This window comes from Sphingobacterium humi, assembly GCF_009768885.1.
GTDB classification, from domain to species: domain Bacteria; phylum Bacteroidota; class Bacteroidia; order Sphingobacteriales; family Sphingobacteriaceae; genus Sphingobacterium; species Sphingobacterium humi.
In genome coordinates this window covers 400,728-420,242 of the sequence record NZ_WSQA01000003.1, presented here as the reverse complement: position 1 = coordinate 420,242, position 19,515 = coordinate 400,728, and the positions used below count along the sequence as shown (strand labels likewise).

At 43.7% G+C, this 19,515-nt stretch carries 16 protein-coding genes, 1 other RNA gene and 1 riboswitch; of the genes, 10 read left to right on the top strand and 7 right to left on the bottom strand.

All coding sequences use genetic code 11. From position 1 onward, the window contains the following. The first annotated feature begins 1 nt into the window (after position 1). The 6 genes from ligA (at position 2) to GQF63_RS05965 (ending at position 6,898) form a co-directional block, all read left to right on the top strand. On the top strand, positions 2-2,020 hold the full coding sequence (ligA, locus tag GQF63_RS05990) for an NAD-dependent DNA ligase LigA (RefSeq protein ID WP_160368278.1): 2,019 nt from the start codon (positions 2-4) through the stop codon (positions 2,018-2,020). Positions 2,021-2,041: 21 nt separating this feature from the next. Next, on the top strand, positions 2,042-2,920 hold the full coding sequence (gene dapA / locus GQF63_RS05985; RefSeq protein WP_160368276.1) for a 4-hydroxy-tetrahydrodipicolinate synthase: 879 nt from the start codon (positions 2,042-2,044) through the stop codon (positions 2,918-2,920). A gap of 114 nt (positions 2,921-3,034) precedes the next feature. Beyond that, positions 3,035-3,469 (top strand): hypothetical protein, encoded by a 435-nt coding sequence (locus tag GQF63_RS05980; RefSeq protein WP_212592476.1) that lies wholly within the window; start codon positions 3,035-3,037, stop codon positions 3,467-3,469. A gap of 180 nt (positions 3,470-3,649) precedes the next feature. Further along, a riboswitch (SAM riboswitch) is annotated at positions 3,650-3,763 on the top strand. Positions 3,764-4,004: 241 nt separating this feature from the next. Next, complete coding sequence (locus tag GQF63_RS05975; protein WP_160368274.1) at positions 4,005-5,312, top strand: O-acetylhomoserine aminocarboxypropyltransferase/cysteine synthase family protein; 1,308 nt, start codon at positions 4,005-4,007, stop codon at positions 5,310-5,312. A gap of 60 nt (positions 5,313-5,372) precedes the next feature. After that, the gene (locus tag GQF63_RS05970; protein WP_160368272.1) at positions 5,373-6,554 is read left to right on the top strand and encodes a homoserine dehydrogenase; all 1,182 of its coding nucleotides are present in this window, start codon (positions 5,373-5,375) and stop codon (positions 6,552-6,554) included. Positions 6,555-6,718: 164 nt separating this feature from the next. Then, positions 6,719-6,898, top strand: a complete 180-nt coding sequence (locus tag GQF63_RS05965) for an LPXTG cell wall anchor domain-containing protein (RefSeq protein WP_160368270.1) — start codon at positions 6,719-6,721, stop codon at positions 6,896-6,898. A 54-nt stretch (positions 6,899-6,952) separates the two neighbouring features. On the opposite strand, the gene GQF63_RS05960 is transcribed toward GQF63_RS05965, so the two are convergent. After that, the gene (locus tag GQF63_RS05960; protein ID WP_160368268.1) at positions 6,953-8,332 is read right to left on the bottom strand and encodes a sigma-54-dependent transcriptional regulator; all 1,380 of its coding nucleotides are present in this window, start codon (positions 8,330-8,332) and stop codon (positions 6,953-6,955) included. A 45-nt stretch (positions 8,333-8,377) separates the two neighbouring features. Further along, positions 8,378-8,749: RNase P RNA component class A (rnpB, locus tag GQF63_RS05955), an RNA gene on the bottom strand. Positions 8,750-8,943: 194 nt separating this feature from the next. Here rnpB and GQF63_RS05950 point away from each other — a divergent pair. Beyond that, positions 8,944-9,357 (top strand): hypothetical protein, encoded by a 414-nt coding sequence (locus GQF63_RS05950; protein ID WP_160368266.1) that lies wholly within the window; start codon positions 8,944-8,946, stop codon positions 9,355-9,357. An 88-nt stretch (positions 9,358-9,445) separates the two neighbouring features. Here GQF63_RS05950 and GQF63_RS05945 read toward each other — a convergent pair whose 3' ends face one another. The 3 genes from GQF63_RS05945 to argS are packed head-to-tail and all read right to left on the bottom strand — an operon-like array spanning position 9,446 to position 13,504. Beyond that, the gene (locus tag GQF63_RS05945) at positions 9,446-10,639 is read right to left on the bottom strand and encodes an aminoacetone oxidase family FAD-binding enzyme (RefSeq protein ID WP_160368328.1); all 1,194 of its coding nucleotides are present in this window, start codon (positions 10,637-10,639) and stop codon (positions 9,446-9,448) included. 3 nt (positions 10,640-10,642) lie between these two features. Further along, complete coding sequence (locus GQF63_RS05940) at positions 10,643-11,716, bottom strand: Gfo/Idh/MocA family oxidoreductase (RefSeq protein WP_160368264.1); 1,074 nt, start codon at positions 11,714-11,716, stop codon at positions 10,643-10,645. Positions 11,717-11,719: 3 nt separating this feature from the next. After that, positions 11,720-13,504, bottom strand: coding sequence for an arginine--tRNA ligase (argS, locus tag GQF63_RS05935; protein WP_160368262.1), 1,785 nt, complete (start codon positions 13,502-13,504; stop codon positions 11,720-11,722). A gap of 109 nt (positions 13,505-13,613) precedes the next feature. On the opposite strand from argS, the gene GQF63_RS05930 reads away from it, so the two are divergent. After that, entirely contained in the window at positions 13,614-15,005 is a 1,392-nt protein-coding gene (locus tag GQF63_RS05930) for an arginine decarboxylase (RefSeq protein ID WP_160368260.1), read from the top strand. Positions 15,006-15,096: 91 nt separating this feature from the next. Here the strand turns inward: GQF63_RS05930 and GQF63_RS05925 are convergent, their stop codons facing one another. After that, the gene (locus GQF63_RS05925; protein ID WP_160368258.1) at positions 15,097-15,357 is read right to left on the bottom strand and encodes a hypothetical protein; all 261 of its coding nucleotides are present in this window, start codon (positions 15,355-15,357) and stop codon (positions 15,097-15,099) included. Between the two features lie 180 nt (positions 15,358-15,537). Here GQF63_RS05925 and GQF63_RS05920 point away from each other — a divergent pair, with 180 nt between their 5' ends. Beyond that, complete coding sequence (locus GQF63_RS05920; protein WP_246163342.1) at positions 15,538-16,653, top strand: MBL fold metallo-hydrolase; 1,116 nt, start codon at positions 15,538-15,540, stop codon at positions 16,651-16,653. A gap of 257 nt (positions 16,654-16,910) precedes the next feature. Here GQF63_RS05920 and GQF63_RS05915 read toward each other — a convergent pair whose 3' ends face one another. Further along, a complete protein-coding gene (locus GQF63_RS05915) occupies positions 16,911-17,372 on the bottom strand; it encodes a hypothetical protein (RefSeq protein ID WP_160368256.1) in 462 nt (153 codons plus the stop codon). A gap of 112 nt (positions 17,373-17,484) precedes the next feature. Between GQF63_RS05915 and GQF63_RS05910 the strand changes: the two genes are divergently transcribed. Beyond that, positions 17,485-19,515 (top strand): M3 family metallopeptidase, encoded by a 2,031-nt coding sequence (locus tag GQF63_RS05910; protein ID WP_160368254.1) that lies wholly within the window; start codon positions 17,485-17,487, stop codon positions 19,513-19,515.

Genomic DNA, 19,515 nt, shown 5'->3' with positions numbered 1-19,515 from the left:
TATGTCAGCAGATATCCGATCTAAAATTGAGCAGCTCAGCAAGGAATTAAACGAATACAATTACCAGTACTACGTATTGGCAAACTCGTTGATTTCCGATTACGACTTCGACCATAAACTGAAAGAATTGGAAGCCCTGGAGGCCCAATATCCGGAATATAAAGACCCCAACTCGCCTACCCAAAAGGTAGGTGGCGACATTACCCAAAAGTTTAATACGGTAAAGCATAAATGGCCCATGATGTCGTTAGGGAACACCTATAACGAACAGGAGTTGAAAGATTTTGATGGGCGGGTTCGAAAAGTGATTGGCGATCAAGTGCAGTATGTTTGCGAGCTTAAATTTGACGGTTTATCCATTTCCCTCACGTATGAGCACGGGAAATTGAGCAAGGCAGTAACCCGCGGTGATGGGACACAAGGCGACGAGGTGACGAATAACGTGCGTACCATCCGTAGCATTCCCCATCAGTTAAAACCCGGAAACTATCCGGAGACCTTTGAGATCCGCGGGGAAATATTCATGCATAAATCAGCATTCCTACGCTTAAATCAAGAACGCGAAGATAATGGCGAGCAAACTTATGCAAACCCAAGGAACTTTGCTTCCGGCACCATTAAATTGCAAGATTCTGCCGAGGTTGCTAAACGTCCCTTAGATTGCTTTTTGTACTTCCTCTATGCCGATAACCGCAATAGGTTGTTCGACAACCATTGGGAAAGCCTGGAAGCCGTAAAATCTTGGGGATTCCATGTGAGTGAACATAGCAAATTATGCCAAAATATAGACGAGGTATTGGCCTTTATTCATCATTGGGATGAAGCGCGCCATAAACTGAGCTATGAAATTGATGGCATCGTTATAAAGGTAAACGATTATGCGCAGCAGGAAGAGTTAGGCTTCACGGCCAAATCACCACGCTGGGCTATATCCTATAAATTTAAAGCAGAGCGTGTAGAAACCATCTTGAAAAGCATCAGCTATCAGGTGGGCAGAACGGGCGCCGTAACCCCTGTGGCCAATTTACAACCGGTGCAATTGGCAGGAACCACGGTGAAACGCGCATCCCTACATAATGCCAATGAAATTGCCCGTTTAGACCTGCATGAAGGGGACACTGTTTTTGTGGAAAAAGGAGGGGAAATTATCCCTAAGATTATTTCCGCAAATGTGGAAAAAAGACCGGCGAATGCGGTTGCTATCGCCTACCCTACACACTGTCCGGAGTGTGGAACCGAATTGGTTCGGCAAGAAGGCGAAGCCGTGCACTATTGCCCCAATGAAGATGGCTGTAAGCCGCAGATTGTGGGTAAACTGCAGCACTTTATCGGCCGTAAGATGATGGATATTCAAGGATTGGGCGATGAAACCATCGTGGCCTTATATAACCAAGGCTTGGTAGAAAAAATATCAGACCTCTACAGCTTAGCATCGAAAACCGATCAACTGGCTGGTTTGGAACGCTTCGGCCAGAAATCAATCGACAATATGCTGAACGGTATCGAAGCTTCTAAGCAGAAGCCTTTTGAAAAGCTGTTGTTTGCCTTGGGCATTCGCCATATTGGCGAAACCATAGCTAAAAAACTAGCCCAGTATTTCAAAAATATCGACGCACTGGCAGCGGCGAGCATCAGCGAAATAGAGGCAGTTCCCGATATTGGTTTACGGATTGCCGAAAGCATACACTTTTACTTAATCGAGCCTGCGCATCAGGAGGAAATCAATCGTTTAAAGGCCGCAGGCCTACAGTTTGAGGTGGAAGAAAAAGAAGTGATCTTGGCCGGTGACGGACTGGCGGGAAAAACCTTCTTGATTTCCGGGGTCTTTGCCGAATACTCGCGCGAGGAGCTTACCGCCCTCATCGAGTCGCATGGCGGCAAGATGTTGAGCGGCATTTCTGCCAAACTAAATTTCTTGGTGGCCGGCGATAAAATGGGGCCATCGAAATTAGCAAAAGCAGAGAAATTGCAGGTGCCGATTATATCGGAAGCGCAATTATTAACCATGATTAATGCATAAAACTTAAATAATTATATACGAATGAATGAGCTTCAAGGGGCTGGTGTAGCCATTGTTACACCATTTAATGCAGACGGATCTGTAGATTATGAGACCCTCGGTAGATTGATTGACTATCAAATCGAGGGTGGTATCGATTACATCGTTTCTTTGGGAACAACGGGCGAAACGGCCACGTTGAGCAAGGAGGAGCGAAAGCAAATCTGGGCATTTACTTCGAAGCATGTCAATAAACGTATTCCGCTTGTTGCCGGTATCGGTGGCAACCATACCCAAGAGATTGTGGACGCAGTGAAAAACTTCGAGGCTATGGATTACATCGCCATCCTTTCAGTTTCACCGTACTATAACAAGCCTACACAAGAAGGTATATACCAACATTATAAGGCCGTTGCCGAAGCTTCTGCCCTGCCTATTATTTTATATAATGTGCCGGGAAGAACGGGCAGCAACATGACGGCCGCTACAACCCTTCGCTTGGCCAATGATTTTTCCAATATCGTGGCTATTAAGGAAGCATCGGGCAGCTTCGCGCAATTCAGTGAAATATTACGCGATAAACCGCAGGATTTCATGTTGATATCGGGTGATGACCCTGTTACCTTGCCTATGATTGCGATGGGCGCAGCAGGCATTATCTCCGTGGTAGGCAATGCCTATCCGAATAAGGTTTCTGCTTTGGCTCATCTGTGTTTGGAAGGTAACTTTGCAGAAGCCCGCGGTATTCATCAAGACCTGTTGAAAATTACCGATTTATGCTTTGTGGAAGGCAATCCGGCAGGGGTAAAATTCATCTTGAAACAAAAAGGATACGGTTCGGATGTGGTTCGTTTACCTTTAGTACCCGTTGGTAAACAAACGCAGGACGGTATTATTGAAGAAATAAAAAAACTGGCTTAATGCCATTTCAGCTGGAAACATGAGGCGATAAACCTACGTTTCCAGCTGTTTTTTATTGACTGTGTTATTTTAGGTATTCTTTTTGCATTTTTGCAGTAGCTAAAATAACACGTTATGGAAAGTACTACAAACCAAGCGCCTAAGAAATCAGGGTCGGCAATCCGTAAATTTATCAGTTGGACACTCCTTATACTGCTGCTTATCGGCGGCGGAATGGTCTATTGGAAGTATTATTTTGTGTTTGGCGAAGGCGTAAAATCCGGCGTGCTGAACTATGCCGTTAAAAAGGGAAACCTGTTTAAAACCTACGAGGGAAAACTGATTCAGGAAGGCTTTGGTAGCAATAAAACCGGTACCGGATTAACCAGTAACCAGTTTGAATTTTCCGTAGAAAACGATTCTATCTACCGCATTTTAGAGGTGAACAGCGGCAAAGTGTTCGACCTGCATTATAAAGAATACAAAGGCGTTTTGCCTTGGCGTGGCAATACCCGTTATATCGTGGATCAGATTATTCAGATGCGCGACCTAAAATCGGGCAGTTTCTAAAGGCCTAGGGAATAAAATTCAGCCAATATATGAAAGCTTCTGTTGCCATTTTATCAAGAAAAAACCCGCACAGAAGCTTTATTGTTAAAAAACATTGCAAATATAAATTCCACGGCGTATATTTGCGCTGTGCCAAGCAAATGGCAACCTAATCAACACCCATCCAAAACGATTGGTCTTGATTTATAAAGAAGTGGCGAGAGACTGGCTCAATGACCCACTGGCAACCTTCAATAGCGATTGAAAAGGTGCCAATTCCTGTCCAAAGCAATTTCGCGGCGGAGCATATAAATATTAAAGACGATGATTACACTCCTTACAAATTCAACAATTTGCTTGGCTAAGTCGAAAAGACTTAGCAAACAAACCTATATCCTGTATTTTTCTGCCGATTGTTGTAGCCGAATGCGCTAGTCGTCGGTATGCCCAAGGCCGCTTGTGCCGCCAATCCTGGGCAACATATACCTACAGCAGACGACCAAACTTCCAGAAAAATCAATAACAACTCAATTTTCATTTAAAAAAATCAAAAACAATGGCTGATACTAAAAACTTAAAATTTGAAACTTTACAAGTGCATGCAGGACAAGAAGTAGACCCTACCACAGGATCTAGAGCAGTGCCCATTTATCAAACTTCTTCTTACGTATTCGAAAACGCAGAACATGGCGCCAACCTTTTCGCCTTGAAACAATTCGGAAATATCTATACACGTATCATGAACCCGACTACCGATGTGTTCGAAAAACGCATCGCTGCCCTCGAAGGTGGTGTAGCCGCGGTAGCTGTGGCTTCCGGACAAGCAGCGCAGTTTATTGCCTTAACCAATATCCTGGAAGCCGGCGAGAACTTTGTTTCCGGCGCTAACTTATACGGTGGTACTTACAACCAATTTAAAGTTTCCTTTAAACGTTTAGGCATCGAGGCGCGTTTTGCGGAAGATTCGGACGCCGATAATATCGAGGCATTAATCGACGATAAAACAAAAGCGATTTATGTGGAAACCATCGGAAACCCAAGCTATAATATTCCGGACTTCGAACGCATTGCTGCCGTAGCGAAAAAACATGACCTTCCACTTATTGTTGACAATACCTTCGGTGCTGGTGGTTACTTATTCAAACCTTTGGAACATGGTGCTAACGTGGTGGTGGAATCGGCAACGAAATGGATCGGTGGCCATGGAACAAGTATCGGTGGGGTAATTATCGACGGTGGTAATTATAACTGGGGAAATGGTAAATTTAAACAGTTCTCCGAGCCTGCTGAAGGTTACCACGGATTGGTGTTCGCGGATGTATTCGGTGAGAATGGTCCGTTCGGAAATATTCAGTTCGCCATTAGAGCGCGTGTAGAAGGTCTTCGCGACTTCGGCCCTGCCCTATCCCCTTTCAACTCTTTCTTGTTGGTACAAGGCCTGGAAACCCTATCCTTGCGTGTGCAACGCCATGTGGATAACACCTTGGAAATTGCGCAATGGTTGGATGCGCATCCGCAAGTGGAAAAAGTGAGCTACCCGGGATTGAAAAACCACCCATACCATGCCAATGCGCAGAAGTATTTGAAAAATGGTTATGGAGCCGTGCTTTCGTTCACCGTAAAAGGCGGAATTGATAAAGCCAATGAATTCATCGATTCCTTGCAATTGATTAGCCACTTGGCCAACGTAGGTGATGCTAAAACCTTGATCATCCACCCTGCAGCAACAACACACCAGCAATTAAGTGCCGAAGCACAACTTAAAGCGGGCGTAGCGGCCGGTCAATTAAGACTTTCCGTAGGTATCGAGCATATCGACGATATCAAAGCGGATCTGGAACAAGCCTTTGAGAAAATTAAGTAGTGATAATTCCTGTGGGAAGGAATATTTTTAAGAAAAAAAAAGAGTATACAATACAAACACATGAGTAAAAAACTTGTCATCGGGATGTTTGGCTTTGGCGTCGTTGGCCAGGGCCTCTACGATATCATCAAAACAAAAGATCTAAACCTTGCGATTAAGAAGTTTGTGATTAAGAATCCTGATAAAAAGCGTTCATTGCCTGCAGAGCTGTTTACCACCGATGCGAATGCCATTTTGGAAGACCCCGAGATCAATACCGTTGTGGAATTGATTGACGATGCGGAAGCGGCTTTCGAAATTACCAAACGCGCCTTATCCTCCGGTAAGAACGTGGTTTCGGCCAATAAGAAAATGATTGCGACACATCTTGAAGAGTTAACAGAAATCCAGCAACAATATGGCACTTCCCTCCTTTATGAAGGGGCGGTATGTGGTAGTATTCCTATCATCCGGAACCTGGAAGAATACTACGACAACGAGCTTTTGCATTCGGTAAGTGGTATTTTCAACGGTTCTTCGAACTATATTCTGTCGAAGATTTTTAATGAAAACCAAAGTTATGATGTGGCTTTGAAAAAAGCCCAAGATTTGGGATTCGCAGAAACAGACCCTACACTGGATGTAGGTGGTTATGATCCGAAGTTTAAACTGGCTATTGTGGCTTCCCATGCTTACGGTATCTACATTAATCCGGATGAAATCCTGAACCTGGGTATCGACACCCTTGGCGATGCTGATATCCGCTACGCACGTGAGAAAAACTATAAGATCAAATTGATTCCTTTAGCGAAAGAAGTGGAAAATCATCAGGTGGTGCTATATGTGCTACCGAAGTTCATTACGAATGCTAACATCCTGTACAATGTAGAGAATGAGTACAACGGCGTGTTGGTGAAAGCAGCCTTTGCCGACGAGCAATTCTTCTTAGGAAAAGGTGCTGGTGGCCACCCGACAGGATCTGCTGTCCTTTCTGATATCACAGCCTTACGCTATGATTATCGCTATGAATACAAAAAGCACCTCGATGCCCAACAAGTTAAATACACGAAAGATTATACCATCCGTGTATACTTCCGCTACGAGGATGAAAATGTACTGGAGAACATTGAATTCATCAATATATCAGAACGATTCTACAGTGAGAATCATAAATATGTGATAGGAACCATCAATCTGCAGGAGATCATCGACAAACGATCGGTCATCCATCAACAAGGAAATTTCATAGCCGAAATAATCTAAAATTTGAAGAGAAAAAAGCGCAAATCAATTGCGCTTTTTTTATGTAAAGTCCTCAGTAATTGATTAAAAATTTTATGTTAATTAATTATAATAAAAAATGTTTGACATGGTTTTTGCATGTTAATTTTATTATATTTAGACATAAACTTTAAATCAAGGAAATTATGAGAAAATGGAATGTGTTGGCATTGTCGAGTTTGATTAGCATTAGCCTGCTGGCTCAGGAAACTGAGGAGGAAGTTGCTGATTCTTCAAGTTCTTCGTATGTCGTGATCGGTGTGGTTTTATTGGTTGTCGTGATATTTATGCTTTACAGAAGGCAAAAGAGAAAATTCAACGATTAATAATATACGAAAAAAGAGCGGGCCTAGATGTAGGCCCGCTCTTTTTATTAACGCTTAGTCACGCTTTAAACCAAATTTCTCAATCTTGCTATATAAGTGACTCCGTTGAATATCTAAATCATCGGCTGTTTTGGAAACATTCCAATTATTCTTTTCCAACTTATACTTGATGTACTCGCATTCCGAATAGTCTTTAAAATCCTGGAAGGAGGTAAACTGTTCGTAATCGAATCCTTCATGCGCAGCTACCGCAGTGCTGTGACTACCATTGCTAACACTTTCCGGATTGGCAAACGTACGCACATCGACCTCGGTGATTTTCTTATCACAAAGGATAATCAAACGCTCGATCATGTTGCGTAATTCGCGGATATTTCCGGTCCAAGGCAAGGCTTGCAAAGCTTTCATCCCATCAGGCGTAATAATCTTCGCTGGGATACTGTATTCCGCGCAGATCTCCTCGCAGAAGGCTGTTGCCAGGGTTGGGATATCGTCTTTACGTTCTGCCAATGATGGAACGTGAATCAAGATCACACTTAAGCGGTGGTATAAGTCCATCCGGAAGTTACCATCTTCGATTTCCTGAAGCAGGTTCTTATTGGTTGCCGCAATAACGCGTACATTGACGTCTATTTCCTTCTCGCCACCAACTCTAGTAATCTTATGCTCTTGCAAAGCACGAAGCACTTTAGCTTGCGCTGAAAGGCTCATATCTCCGATCTCATCGAGGAATAAGGTACCGCCGCTAGCTTGTTCGAATTTCCCGATACGTTGCTTTACAGCGGAGGTAAATGAACCTTTTTCGTGGCCAAATAATTCCGACTCGATCAATTCCGACGGGATTGCCGCACAGTTCACCTCGATTAAAGGCGATGCCGCCCGTGAGGACTTCTCATGCAGCCATCTCGCGACAAGTTCCTTACCTGCACCATTCGCACCGGTAATCAATACACGTGCTTCGGTAGGAGCTACCTTATCGATGGTATCCTTAATTAGGTTAATTCCCGAAGAGCTGCCCAGGATTTCTTTGGTTTTAGAAATCTTACGTTTCAGCACCTTCGTTTCTTTCACCAAGGATCCTTTTTCCAGGGCGTTTCTAACGGTAATTAAGAGTCTGTTTAAGTCGAGGGGTTTTTCAAGGAAATCGAAGGCACCTTTACGTGCTGCTTCTACGGCTGTTTCTATGGTTCCGTGACCAGAAACCATAATAAAAGGAACGTCGGTAAATTCTTTGGCGGTACTGAGTACCTCCATCCCGTCCATTTTGTTCATTTTGATGTCACAAAGGACGAGGTCTATTTTTTCCTTTTTTAATATTTTTAATCCGTCTTCACCGTTATCTACATCCAATACTTTGTAGTCTTCGTATTCTAAGATATCGCGCAGTGAACTACGTATTGGACGTTCATCATCGATGATTAAAACTGTTGTCATACTTTCCCTTTCAAGTTAATAGGCAAAAATTAAACATAATTTAAAGAAGAAGCAAACTTTATAAGCCGGGTTCTGTACTTCTGTTGAAGTTTCTATCATTTATCTAGGTTTGCGTTTGCACACAAACTCCATCAACCTACCCATTACGAGTACCCGAAGGTAGAAAACGAGCAGCCTTCTGATCTCGTAACCTATTTGGTCTTTCAACACACGAGGTTTACCGTAATGCATGTCGCCATACAATACCGTGAGCTCTTACCTCACGCTTTCACCCTTACCTTTTTCAAGGCGGTATCCTTTCTGTGGCACTTGCTGTCTACCGAAATAGCCTTCCCGTTAGGAAGCGTGTTGCTCTATGTTGCCCGGACTTTCCTCTTTCCTTTATGACTAAAGGACAGCGATAGAACCAGTTTGCTTCACCGAGCAAAAGTAAGAAAAAAATAAGCAAAATAAGGGGATCTCATGGGATTAAGGCTGAAATAGTCGGTTTTAAAAAAATATTTAAATAAATGAAACTAATTGTAGCGTAAGCGAAATAATTATCGTACTAAATTATAGTTAGCAATTAATTATTCAATTTTAACATTAGTATTTATCTTATTATTTAATTTATGAAAAAACTATTCTCAACCACAACAGGACTAAGCATGGCCTTTCTTTCTGCCCTATTATTATTCTCATCTTGCAATGATGACAAGAAAAAGGTAGGTCCGGACAAGAAGTTTCCGAAGGATTACAGCATTACGTACAAGGTAAGTTCCATTTCAAACAAAGACGCTAAGTTAACCAGCTTATTTGTGACGGGTGCTAAAACCGAGGAAGAAAAGAAGGACTACAAGACAGGAACAGCTATTTCCGTAAAACGCAACATCAAGAAAAAAGGTGAAAAAGTGCACATCCGCGCAAAAGTAGATAAGCCTACGAAGATTAAACTAGAGATTTCTATTGACAAAGGAAATCCTAGCAGCCGGGAGTTTGACATTAAGGATATTAAGAACGAAGCGAAACTGGAATATACCTTTTAATGGACTGCCTTTGAGAAAACAACAATGATTACCGACCCTTTAAATAGCTGTATAAAATACAGCTATTTTTTTTGCCCTGCCTCAGGGCTTAAATATCTTGCGCAATGGCATATCCGGCGGCCCAGGCCCATTGGAAATTATAGCCGCCCAACCAACCAGTAATATCTACTGCTTCCCCACCAAAATAGAGTCCGGGAACTTTTTTGGCTTCCAGCGTCTTGGGGTTCAATTCTGCTGTAGAAACTCCTCCGCGCATCACTTCCGCTTTATCGTAGCCCTTATCGCCTGCCGGTTTCACCTTAAACTGATGAATAGTATCCACCACCAATTTAGCATCTGCCTTGCTTAAAGAAGCTATTTTAAGGCTTGTTGGTAAGTACTTCGCGAGGGCATCCACCATTTTGCGGGTAAAGTGATCGTTCAGCAACTGGCCAATGGTTCTTTTTCCACCGGCATTCCGTTCTGCTTTAATCAGTTCGTCTAGCTTGAACTTCGGCAGCAGGTCGATGGTAAACTGCTCGCCGGCTTTCCAATAGGAAGAAATCTGCAGGATGGCCGGTCCACTTAGTCCCCAATGCGTAAAAAGGATATTCTCTTCGAAGGAAATCTTCTCATTATATACCCTTGCAAACACGGCATTTCCGGCCAGAGAAGCATACCAGTCGGCGTCCTTTCCGGTTATGGTTAAAGGCACCAAGGCTGGTGCGGTAGGCAGCACCTGTAAGTCCCATTGTTTGGCGATGCGTAGTGCAATATCCGAGGCACCCAGTTTTGCAACAGGCAATCCCCCAGAAGCCATCACCAGCTTAGGGCAGGTCAGGGTCATTTCTTTCCCTTCCCGCAGCACCTGCAAGCTAAATCCCGATTCCGTTTTTTGCACCTGCTTTAGCTCGGTTTGCAGCCAAATATCCTGACCCGTATCAAATAAAAGTTTAGAAAACGTAGCGACGATGTCCTTCGCTTTATTGGAAATCGGGAAGAGTTGCCCCAATGTTTTTTCCTGTCCTCGAATGTCACCGAACTGCTCGAAGAACTGTTCGGTATCGGCTACCGTCCATTGAGAAAACACCGCATTTAGGAATTTCGGATTCTCCGAAACAAAGTTTTCAGGGCTCGTATAGAGGTTCGTGAAATTACAACGTCCTCCTCCGGATATTAATATCTTGGCGCCCGGCTTATCGTTGCGTTCGATGACGAGGGTCTTCTTGCCCAGTAGCCCTGCTTGTGCAGCACACATGAGGCCACAAGCCCCTCCTCCAACAATAATAGCGTCGTATGGTATCATTTACGAAATCAACTCCCCTACTAAGGAAACCACGCGTTTTTCAGCCCAAGAAAGTTCCGCCAATTCTAAGATACGGATCACATCGCGTGCTTGTTCCGGCGTAATATATAAAGGTGCTTCGCCACGAAGGCTAGCCACAATATTCTGATAAAATTCTTGTCCTGCTCCCAATTCGCTCACGATACGCTCCGATACATCCACTCCATTTTCCACAATCGCCAAGGTGCCGTAGGTCTCTTCTGCCTCCATGCCCCAGTTAGGCACTTGATGCGGCATAAAGCCTTCGCGTAGCAGGTTTTCTTGCGGATCCACACCCCACTTCACAAAACAGCCGTTTGTTCCATACACTGCCATTCTCGTGGTCGGTATTTTGGCCAGCATCTGTCCTTTCAAGGAAACCTTTGTCGTCGGGAAGGAAAGGATAAATTCAAAATCGTCGATGGCTTTGGCGCCATCGCGTTGCACGCGCAAATCGGCATAAATAGACTCCGGTTTACCGAAGAGCTGCAAAGCCTGATCGATCAGGTGGGCACCCAAATCATAATGGATGCCAGAACCTGGCAGGTTTTCTTCGCGCCATGCACCGGGGCGCAGAAAGTTACGGAAGCGATCGAAACGCGCTTCGTAATTGACCACGCGACCTAACCTACCCGATGCCAATACCTTTTGCAAGGTCTTGAAATCAGCATGGAAGCGTGCATTATGATGCACAGAAAGCAATAGGCCCTTTTCCTTGGCCAAGGCAATCAGTTCATCGGCTTCAGCAGAATAGTTCGTAAAAGGTTTTTCCACAACCACATGCTTTCCTGCCAACAAGGCTTGTTTGGCCAGGCTAAAATGCACATCATTGGAAGTGGCCACCACCACGATATCCACTTCCGGATCGTTGATGATCTCATCTGCTGACAGCACCCCGATTGCGTCCGGGTAGCGCTCAGCCAGCATCTGTTGTTGCTCCGGCTTGCGGGCCGTCACTTTATAGAGTTGAAGGTCTGGATTTTCTTCAATAAATGGCGCATGGAAAACATGCCCGCCAATCGAAAAGCCAATCAGGCCTACTTTAAATTGTTTCATAGTTTACATGCGTTCAGGAACCTGGATTCCTAATAAATTCATAGCATTAGAAATCACTTTAGCCGCCGCGGCCGATAGGTGTAAACGGAATTGCTTCACCTCCTCCTGTTCGGCTTTCAAGATACTTTCTTCGTGATAAAACTTATTGTACAGCTTCGCCACTTCATACACGAAGTTCGCGATCTGCGCCGGGCTAAACTCTTTGGCTGCGGCCTCAATAATAGCCGGATAATTTGCTAAGGTCTGAATCAAATCACGTTCGTAGGAAGATATAGCCGCCGGAGTCACTTTGGCAGCTGTAGCCACATAATCTGCTTTGCGCAATACCGATTTAATCCGTGCATGCGTATACTGAATAAACGGACCGGTATGTCCTTGGAAATCCACCGTTTCCGCCGGATTAAACAACAAGCGTTTTTTCGGATCAACCTTCAGCAAGAAGTATTTTAAGGCCCCTTGACCAAGGGTATGATACAAGTTTGCCTTCTCTTCTTCAGCTAGTCCTTCCGTTTTTCCCAATTCTTCTGTGCGTTGTTTCGCCGTATCAAACATCTCCTGCATCAACTCATCAGCATCAACCACAGTACCTTCTCTCGATTTCATTTTACCGTGTGGCAAGTCGACCATCCCATAAGATAAATGGAATAAGCCTTCTGCCCAATCCTTACCCAATTTCTTCAAGATTGCGAACAAGACCTTAAAGTGGTAATCCTGCTCGTTCCCTACCACATAAATCGACTCATCCATCTGGAATTCATCGTATTTTAATTGGGCCGTTCCCAAATCCTGCGTAATGTACACAGATGTACCATCGCCACGCAGCACCAGCTTTTCATCCAGGCCTTCTTCCGTCAGGTCAATCCAAACCGAGTTATCTTCTTTCTTGAAGAACACCCCCTTGTCTAGCCCTTCCTGGATAATATCCTTACCTAATAAATAGGTGTCTGATTCGTAATAAAATTTATCGAACGCTACGCCCAACTGCTTATAGGTTTCATCGAAACCGGCATAAACCCAAGCATTCATCGTTTTCCATAAACTGATGACCTCTTCGTTGCCCGCCTCCCATTGCTGCAGCATGGCTTGCGCTTCTTTTATTAACGGTGCATTTTTCTTCGCTTCTTCCTCCGTTTGGCCTTCCGCTTTCAATGCATCAATTTCTTTCTTGTATTCTTTATCGAACACGACGTAATATTCGCCCACCAAATGATCGCCTTTGATGCCTGTTGACTCCGGAGTACGGCCTTCACCAAACTTCTGCCAGGCCAACATCGACTTACAGATATGGATACCGCGGTCGTTCACCAAATTCGCTTTAATCACTTCAAAGCCGGCTGCATTTAATATTTCCGCTACCGAAAAGCCTAATAAGTTATTTCTCACGTGGCCCAAGTGCAGAGGTTTGTTGGTATTTGGCGAAGAATACTCCACCATTACCTTTTTCCCATTTTTAGGGAATTGCGCAAATTGCGGATCCAAGATTTGGCTATTTAACTGCTCAATCCAATAGACGTCGGTAAAGCTCAAATTCAAGAATCCTTTGATCACATTGAAGGCTTCTATTTCCTTTATTTGCGATTTTAAGTACGCACCGATCTCTGTTCCTGTTACTTCGGGCGACTTTTTGGAAAATCGTGTCACAGGAAACACCACAATGGTCAGCTGACCTTCGAACTCTTTTCTGGTTTCCTGTAAAGCCAATTGCGAAACGGGAATTTCAGAACCATAAAGTGCATTTACTGCTTCTACTGTCTTCTCAATAAGCAGTTCTTGAATTGAATTTGCCATGTAAATATTTCGTAATATTCTTAACTTTCTGATAATGAATTTAAAAAATAAGTGCAATTATATTTATGTATTCATTACGAAAGTATATCTTTGCCAAAAATAATAAAAAATGCAGAGCTATCAGGAATTTCTTGACTTAAGTGTTGGTTTTCCGCAAGACGGATTCGATATTATCGATGACGAATTGTACTTCCACGATTTGAATTTGATGGAAATGATAGAAACGTATGGCACGCCCCTACGTTTTACATATCTTCCGATTATCAGTAAGAAGATACAGCAGGCCAAGATATTGTTTCAAACAGCCATGTTGAAATACAACTATCGTGGTACTTATAAGTATTGTTATTGCACCAAATCATCACATTTTAAACATATTGTTGAAGAGGCGTTGAAAAACGACATCCACTTGGAAACCTCTTCCGCGTTTGACATGCCGATGATTGACGCCTTGGAAAGACAAGGAAAAGTAACCAAAGAAATCACTGTTATTTGTAACGGCTTCAAAACCTATCAATACAAACAGTATATCGTCGATATGCTACACGATGGTTTCCACAACATTATCCCGGTATTGGATAATAAAGAGGAATTCAACATGTACGACGATGAGATCGAACTGACCGAACCTTGTAATCTAGGGATCCGTATTGCGGCCGAGGAACAACCCGATTCGCAGTTCTACACTTCTCGGTTAGGTATTCGTTTAGAAGACGTTATCGACTTCTACAACAATAAAATTGCCGACAACCCGAACTTCCGCGTGAAGTTGCTACACTTCTTTATCAACTCCGGTATTTCGGATACGCCGTACTACTGGAACGAATTAGAGAAATACGTAACGCTTTATTGTAAATTCAAGAAGATCAATCCGGAGCTAGATACCCTAGATATTGGTGGTGGTATGCCGTTTAAAGATTCTTTGGTACATGATTTCGATTACGAATACATGGTTAATGAAATCGTGAACCGCATCAAACAAATCTGTGCGCACCACGAAGTCGTAGAACCCGATATCATTACTGAATTTGGTAAATACACCGTTGCTGAAGCATCCGGTATCCTCTACAAAGTTTTAGGCCGTAAGCAACAAAACGACCGGGAGAAATGGTTAATGCTAGACGGTTCTTTTATCACCAACTTACCGGACGTATGGGCCTTAAACCAAAAATACATCTTATTACCGATCAATAATTGGGATTCCGAATACGAGCGTGTAAACTTAGGCGGTATTACTTGCGATGGGCAGGATTACTACAATCAGGAAGCACATATGAACTCGGTATTTATGCCGAAAACCAGAAAAGTGCAATACCTGGGCTTCTTCCACACCGGTGCTTACCAAGAGGTATTAAGTGGTTATGGTGGTATCCACCATTGTTTACTGCCTTCACCGAAGCATGTATTGGTACGCCGCAACCGCGACGAAACCTTCAACTACGAGGTGTTTGGCGAAGAGCAAAACTCGAAACAAGTCATGAAATTATTGGGCTACCAATAAGCAAAAATACTAGGCCATCGGCCAAATAGAAAAGGGTACTTGCAAGCAGGTACCCTTTTCTTTTGGATTGGAAAACTGTGATGTAAACTAACTAAAGTTGTATGATGGAAATAATATCGGCTTTAATGTGATGAGGCAACATATTGAATATTTCTTTCTTAACTGCAATCCCCGGGTTTGAAGGTTTTTTGTCCTTTGCCGAAGTTAAAATCATACCTAGACTGCCCCCCAGCCACTTTCCTTCCCCAACCAGGTAATCTGTATACTTCACATCTAATTCTTTGAAGGCTTCCTTAATCATAGCGACATCATTCATAACTTTAAAATTCAAATTTTGTAATATTTTTAACATGCGCCGCAAGTTACAATTCGAATTTTAATTATGTATTAATTTATTTACATATAAATGTCATATTCATAATGATTCTAAATAATTTTAACTTAAAAACTCAGATAAAAGTAAAATAAATAGGTTCCCGAAGTAACTATTACCAATTTTTCAACCTAAAATTCTATCTTGCGCCGCACTAACATGAAAAAGATTTTTAAGTACATGCTCTATATTATTATAACCATTGTAACATTGGTTATTTTGTTTATCTACCTTTTAGGCAGATCGGACAGAATCGGAAGTTTAGCCTCCGGCAAAAGGCTTCAACAAATGGAAGCAACTGCAACCTATAAAAACGGGGTATTTGACAACCTGGAGCTTACCCCAGCCACGAAGGAAGGCGTATCGCAAATCGCCCTGTTCAAAACCTTTTTCTTTGAAAAAGATAAGCGCAATGTGCCCAGCAAAGCCCTGCCCGTAATACAAACCGACCTCAAGAATATCCCCTTAAATCAAGATGTGTACGTATGGTTTGGCCATTCCTCCTACTTTTTACAAGTGAATGGCAAGCGTATCCTGGTCGACCCTGTATTCAGCAAGCATGCCTCCCCCGTTCCTATTGGGGTAAAGGCCTTCGATATGACGTATACCTATACCGCGGCAGATATGCCCGAGGTTGACATCCTGCTGATTAGCCACGATCATTTCGACCATCTGGATTACCATACCTTCTTGGAGCTGAAGAACAAAGCCAAACAGGTGATTACCAGCTTAGGCGTGGGTGCCCATTTAGAACGCTGGGGCTATCCGGCAGAAAATATCCACGAACTGTATTGGGGTGAAAGCATACAGCTAGACTCCTTAAATTTTACCGCCTGCCCGGCGCGCCATTTCTCCGGCCGTTGGTTCAAACGCAATACCAGCCTATGGTCGGCGTTTGTGCTGCAAAGCCCAACGCATAACATCCTTATCGGTGGCGACAGTGGCTACGGCAAGCACTTCAAAACCATTGGCGAGCAATATGGCCCCTTCGATGTGGTCATTCTGGAAAACGGCCAATACAACGAGCTGTGGAAATACATCCACCTGATGCCCGAAGAAGCCGTGACAGCAGCCCAGGAGCTACGGGCAAAACGAATAATTCCGGTGCATAACTCCAAGTTTCCCTTGGCGAACCACGCCTGGGATGAACCTATGATTCGCATCCATAAGGAAGCCAACAAACAGGGCATGCCGATTTGGACGCCACAAATGGGACAAATCATTTACTTAAATCAAGACAACGATACGAAAGCTTGGTGGGAAGGCCTAGAATAGGCCACAGCTTCTTCGGGGCAGCCTCTTTTTAAACCCCTTACTCTCCCCTTTCAAACCCCTTTCAAACCCCTTTCAAACCCCTTTCAAGCCCCTTTGCAAAGGGCGATGCAAAGGCGGTGAAAAGGCGTTAAAAAAGAAAAGGAAAAAGGAAAAGTTATAGGAATATGCTTGGTGCTGTAACGAACAGCAAAGCCAACAAAAAAAGGAAGCTATAGACAAGCTTCCTTTTTTTATTGGCTAACCTACGTAAAGCCGTTTTATTTCTTTAACAAGACCATGCCATGGTCGAATTTTAATTTGCTGGTATCGATAAAACGGAATCCACCGTTTTTCTCTTCCACCTCGCCATAGCCTTCCAAAAGGCCATCTTTGGTTACATTAAAAATCATATCGCGCACAGAGCCTACCCCTTCCGACATAAAATAATATTCCCCAACCAATTGGTTTCCTTTTATGGTTCCTTTAAAGTCGCCATCATTACGGTCCTTTTCGCCTAGGGCATACAATAATTTACCATATACGGAATCCTGCTGGGTCTGCAAATCTAGGCGAATGGTATCGCCATTTCCTACATATTCGTAAGTACCTGGCAAGCTCTCCTTCTGCAGCTCTTCAGCCGGCACGGCCTTCGTGCTTTGGGTTGTATTTCCTGATTGACAAGCTTGCATCGCCAATAATACACCCGGAATCATCAAGCAAGCTTTAAATTTTAATTTCATGCAGCCACTTTTATTAATAGAACGGTTTAATGTGCGTAATGTTACAGTCAAAACTACTGATTTTCCCTGTTTTTACGTCAATAGCTATGCTATTTTGTTGTAACTTTATGCTATGAATATGCTATTAAAAGCGTTTAACACGCCCCATGATGCCGCACCTTTCTCGAAAATCACAAATGCCGATTATGTTCCGGCATTTGAGGCGGCTATTGCGGAAACCCGCGCAGAAATCGATCAGATCGTCAATCAGCAAGAAGCAGCCAGCTTCGACAATACCCTGGCCGCGATGGCCTTTGCTGGTATGCGTTTAGATCGAATTTCAAATTTATTCTTCAACCTACATTCAGCAGAAACCAATGATGAACTGGATAAAATTGCGCAAGAAGTGGCGCCGAAATTATCCAAACTCAGCAACGATATCACCTTAAACTTTGCCCTCTTCGAACGGGTAAAAGCAGTGTACGACCAAAAGGACAGCTTAGGCTTAAGCGAGGAACAGCAAACCCTGTTGGCAAAAACCTATAAAGATTTTGTGCGCAATGGTGCTTTGCTGCCTGAGGATAAAAAACAAACCTTGCGCGAAATTGATGAGCAGCTTTCCTTATTGAAGTTGAGCTATGGCGAGCATGTATTGGCAGATAGCAATGCTTACCAAATGCACATCATGGATCCGCAAGACTTGGAAGGCTTACCAGAAGGGGCTATTGAAGCTGCCAAGGAATTGGCTCAGGAGGAAGAAAAAGAAGGCTGGATTTTCACCCTAGACTATCCCAGCTATATTCCATTTATGACCTATGCCAAAAGCAGGGAGCGACGCAAAGAGTTGGCCATTGCTGCCGGAAAAAAGGCCTACCAAGCAAATGAAAACAACAACGAAAGCCTGGTGCTTAAAATCGTGAACCTGCGGCATCAACGGGCCAACCTCTTGGGCTATGCCAGTCATGCCCATTTTGTGTTGGAAGAACGCATGGCGCAAGATCCGCAGACCGTGCTCAAATTCCTCAACGATCTATTGGCCAAAGCTAAACCGGCTGCTGATAAAGAATTTGCAGAATTAGCCGCCTACGCCAAGGAACTGGATCAGATTGAGCAGCTCGAAAAATGGGACGGCAGCTATTACAGCGAAAAGCTGAAGCAACTAAAATTCAACCTGGACGACGAAAAGCTAAAACCTTATTTTCAACTGGAAAATGTATTGCAAGGGGCATTTGACATTGCTCATAAATTATATGACCTAAACTTTAAAGAGGTGGGTACCATCGATAAATACCATGAAGACGTGCAAACCTTTGAGGTGCGCGATAATCATGGTGGATTGGTTGCCATATTCTATGCGGACTTTTTCCCGCGCAAGGGAAAGAGAAACGGCGCATGGATGACTTCCTTTAAATCGCAATACCGAAAAGATGGACAAGACGAGCGTCCGCATGTGTCCATCGTTTGCAACTTTACCAAACCTACTGCCAGCAAACCCTCTTTATTGACGTTTAATGAGGTGCTGACCTTATTCCATGAGTTTGGGCATGCCTTGCACGGCATGTTGGCCGATACCACCTACCCGAACCTATCGGGCACCTCGGTATTTTGGGATTTCGTAGAATTGCCAAGCCAGATTATGGAAAACTGGTGTTACGAAGAAGAAGCCTTGGCTCTTTTTGCGAAGCATTATCAAAGTGGCGAGAACATCCCGATGGAATATGTAGAAAAAATTAAAGAAAGCGCCGCCTTCTTGGAAGGTCTGGCCACGGTTCGCCAACTGAGCTTCGGCTTATTGGATATGGGCTGGCATGGACAAGACCCAAGTCACATTCAAGAGCTGAAGAAGTTTGAATTGGCGCAATTCGCCAGCACCAGCATGTATCCGGACGTGGCCGACAATGCCATGAGCCCGTCCTTCTCGCATATTTTCAATGGGGGCTACTCCTCCGGCTATTACAGCTATAAATGGGCCGAGGTGTTGGATGCCGACGCCTTCTCCTATTTCCAGGAAAAGGGCATCTTCAACAAGGAAGTGGCGACCAAATTTAAAGAAAACATCTTGGCAAAAGGCGGCACTGCACACCCCATGAAGCTCTATAAGCAATTTAGAGGACAAGAGCCGCAGGTGGAACCTTTATTAAAACGTGCAGGGCTGATCGATTAA